A 3,693-nucleotide genomic window follows, 5' to 3' on the forward strand; every position below is an offset into this window, starting at 1 on the left:
GCGGTCATCACGCCGATCTCACAGGTGAAATACGGCGACGCCGAATTCACCATCGGCGACGGCGAATCCGGCGAGGTGACGATGGCGCTGCGCGACACCCTCACCGGAATTCAGCGTGGCACCTTCGCCGATACCCACGGCTGGATGTCGCGGCTCGGCTGACGGTTACGTCGTCGACCCCACCGCGATCAACCCGACTAGGGGCGCGCTCTCATCGCGAAGAGGCACAAAACTCGATGAAAGGCGTAATTTGGCCGTTTTGCATCACGTTTGGCCGTAGGCTCAGCGCGCGAATCCCGCCCTTGGGGCGCTGCGACGAACGCGCCGGGAGGTCCGCCGATTACCGCCGGAGGTATGAAAATGGTCAACCCGAATAGCCCGACACCCCTAGGTCCACGTCGTCCCGTGGCGGTGCTCGGCACGTTGTTGCCGCATCTGCATCCTGAGCGCCACCATGTGTATCGCGATGTCACCGCGCTGGCGTTGTTGGCAGCGTTGATCGCAGCCGCGTTCGGATCGCTGCCGGTGGCATTGGTGTTGACGGCAGTGGCGTTGCCGGCGACGGTGCTGGTCTACATTCACGATCACCGGTTGTGGCACGACGAGCCGATCACGGTGATCGTTGTGGCGTTTGGGCTTTCGCTGCTACTCGGTGTTGCGGTCGGAATGTTGGAAACTCATTTCATCCATATCGTGGCGTCGGGATCCATCCGCTATCAGCTACCGCCGATCCCGCGCATCCTCAAATTGGGTGTGCTGATTCCGGTGGCGGCGTTTGTGGCGGTCGTGATTTCCCCGCTGGTGGTCAGCGCCCGCCCGTCGTTCCGGCATCCGCTAGATGTGGTGGTAGCTGGTTCGCTCAGCGGTGCAGCACTCTCGTTGGGGCTGACTCTGGCGGTCCAGCATGGAGCATTTACTCACCTGCAGGTGACTGCAGGCGACCCGGCGCACGTGGCGTTTATCGCGTTGACGTTGGGCTTTTTGCAGCCGATTGTGCTGGCGACGGCGGCTACGGTAGGTGTGCTGGGCTTGCGTCGGTTGGGTGTGAGCCCAGTGGTCGGGGTGATCGAGGGGTTGGCACTGGTGGTGGCTTACGAGTTGGCGACCACTGTGTTGCAACCGTATGGGACGCGCGGGATTGTCTTGACCGCGCTGGCGGCGTTCTTGCTGGCGGCGGCGGGATTGGTTGCGGCTCGTAATGCGTTGCATGCGGCGCTGCTTGCCGACACGGGCGCGAATGCGCAGGATACGGAAGCCCCTGAGGTGGAACATCGGTTACATGCCGGCCTGGTCACCGCGATCGTTGCGGCGGTGGTGGTGATCGCTGCGGTCGTCAGTGTGGCGGTGGCCCTGAGTGGCCCCTCCACGCGCCCCGCGCCGCCGGGAGAGGGCGGCATCGGACGGATCGCGCCGCACTCTGCCGCGGCGGCCCGGTCCATCCGCCCCCGGGGTGGCAAATTCGCTCAGAGCCCTTGGGGCAGAGTAGCTTTAGCGTCGACCACGAGATCGCTGGCGGCTGGTGCGGCCGCCACCATCAACTTGACGCACGGAATCATCATGACGGTGGCACCCGGCTGGACAGTCACCCATCAAGGCGATCAGTCCGCCGATCTCTTCAATAGCGACCAGAGCGCGGCCGTATTCGTTGTCGTGGGTGGCGTGGACGCGTCGGACATCGAGCAAGAATCGACCTCACTGATCGACCAGAATATTCAGATCTCCGGAATGACCAACGTTCAGCGGCGCCCCGCGCAGACCCAGACGTTGCAGGGCAAGAACTTTCAACAAATGCTCGAGGTCGACTACGCCGCCAGCATTCAAACCGCTCAGGGCACAGATCGGATTTACGGCGGATGGGTGACGCTGTACAACCCCACAAGCGGCGGGTCGGGCTTCTTCAACCTCTACGCCGAGAGTTATGAGATGTTTAAAGCGGCGCTGCCGGACGCGGCGAGCATGATGGTCTCGATGGAGTAGCGGCCCGGCTGAGCGGTCAGAACCGGATCAGCGCGGCCAGCACGACGGCGGTGACCGTCGTGGTCAATTCGATTGCGGCGCCGAGCACGTCGCCGTTGACGCCGCCGAATCGACGCACACAGTGCCGGACCAGCAGCGCGGCGCAGGTGAGCGAGACCACGACCGCCACCGGACCCTGCCACGGGTGCCGGCCCGCCGCGGACGACGCGGCGAGCAGTACGACGACCCAGGCCGCGACCACCGGCGCCGGTTGGGTGCCGACGACCAGAGCGCCCAACCTGCTCCCAGGAGCGGCAGGCACCGTCCGGCGGCAGGCCAGCACCGCTGCTACCCGGCCCGCGCACGCGGCGACCACGATCCCGGCGGCGCACAGCGCCGAAAACGCCAGTCCCTGAAGAACGATCACCAATACGACGGTCGCCACGCCGAACGCTCCGGTCGACCCATCGCGCATCACCTGCAGTGCGCGTTCGGGCGGCCCGTAGCAGCCCAGGCCGTCGGCGGTATCGGCCACACCGTCGATGTGCAGGCCGCGGGTGGCCGCCAGCAGTGCGGCCACCGCGAGCAGACCGGCCAACGCGTTCCCCGGGCCGAACGCCAACCCGGCGGCCCACGTTACCGCCGCACCCAGCGCGCCCAGTACCGCGCCGACCACCGGCAGCGCGGTCATCGCACCGCGGCCCAACGGCCGGTCCGATCTGCCGGGCACCGGGACAACGGTTTCAAACGCGAAAGCGGTTGCCAACGAGCCGATCACGATGCGGGCGAGCGGTCAGTGACGTTGGCTTCGGCGAAGGTCGCCATCGACGAGAGTGCGGCCACCGCGGCGCGCAGCACCGGCAGAGCCACCGCCGCGCCGGTACCCTCGCCGAGCCGCATCTTCAGGTCGAGGATCGGATCGAGCCCGAGCTGAGCCAGGGCGAGCGCATGCGCGGGTTCGGTCGAGAGGTGGCCGGCCTGCCACCACAGCCGGGCGCCGGGTGCCAGTTGCTCGGCGATCAACGCCGCGGCGGTTACCACCATGCCGTCCAGCAGCACCGGCGTGCGCCGGACCGCGGCCTGCGCGCAGAAGCCGGCCAGCCCCGCCAAATCGGCTCCGCCGCAACATTGCAGGGTTGCGATCGGCGCGGCAACCACGGGCTGAGCGCGGAACAACGCATCGCGCACCGCCGCGGTCTTGCGCGCCCATCCGGCGTCGCTTATCCCGGTTCCGTAGCCAACCGCCGCGACCGGCTCGACGCCCGTCACCGCGGCAACCAGAACTGTTGCCGCGGTGGTGTTTCCGATGCCCATGTCACCCGCGATCAGCAGGTCGGCACCCCCGTCGACCTCCTGGTCGGCAATGTGGCGGCCGGCGTCGATCGCCTCGAGTGTTTCCTGCTCAGTGAGCGCATCCTCGACAGCGATGTCTCCGCTGCTGCGTCGCACCTTGTGGGCGCCGATCTGCGGGGACAGCGGGTCGGTGTCCACGGCGAGGTCGACGACGCGCACCGTCGCTCCGGCGATGTCGGCGAGCGCGTTGATCGCCGCACCGCCGGCGGCGATGTTCGCCACCATCTGCCCGGTGACCTCTTGCGGGTAGGCCGATACCCCCGACCGGGCCACGCCGTGGTCCCCGGCAAACACCACGATCCGGGCACGTTCGAATTGTGTTGGCGGGCAACGCCCCTGGCAGGAGGCAACCCAGACGGACAGATCTTCGAGGCGGCCCAGGGC

Annotated in this window: 3 protein-coding genes and 1 pseudogene; 2 read left to right on the plus strand and 2 right to left on the minus strand. The window is 67.2% G+C overall.

From position 1 onward, the window contains the following. Both VN856_RS10510 and VN856_RS10515 read left to right on the plus strand, forming a co-directional pair. Positions 1–162 (plus strand): annotated as a pseudogene (locus tag VN856_RS10510) (branched chain amino acid aminotransferase); the annotation flags it as partial. A gap of 198 nt (positions 163–360) precedes the next feature. Continuing rightward, entirely contained in the window at positions 361–1,977 is a 1,617-nt protein-coding gene (locus VN856_RS10515; protein WP_325688690.1) for a zinc ribbon domain-containing protein, read from the plus strand. 16 nt (positions 1,978–1,993) lie between these two features. Here VN856_RS10515 and VN856_RS10520 read toward each other — a convergent pair whose 3' ends face one another. Together VN856_RS10520 and cobT are read right to left on the minus strand one after the other, a co-directional pair. After that, entirely contained in the window at positions 1,994–2,734 is a 741-nt protein-coding gene (locus tag VN856_RS10520) for an adenosylcobinamide-GDP ribazoletransferase (RefSeq protein ID WP_325688692.1), read from the minus strand. Next, positions 2,731–3,693: nicotinate-nucleotide--dimethylbenzimidazole phosphoribosyltransferase (cobT, locus tag VN856_RS10525; RefSeq protein WP_325688694.1), on the minus strand; the 963-nt coding region annotated here is incomplete at its 5' end. The genes VN856_RS10520 and cobT, both read right to left, overlap by 4 nt.

The organism is Mycobacterium sp., from assembly GCF_035603715.1.
GTDB lineage: Bacteria > Actinomycetota > Actinomycetes > Mycobacteriales > Mycobacteriaceae > Mycobacterium.

Coding starts and splice junctions, on each gene's coding strand:
- VN856_RS10515 (WP_325688690.1), top strand. CDS start 361: ATGGTCAACCCGAATAGCCCGACACCCCTAGGTCCACGTCGTCCCGTG.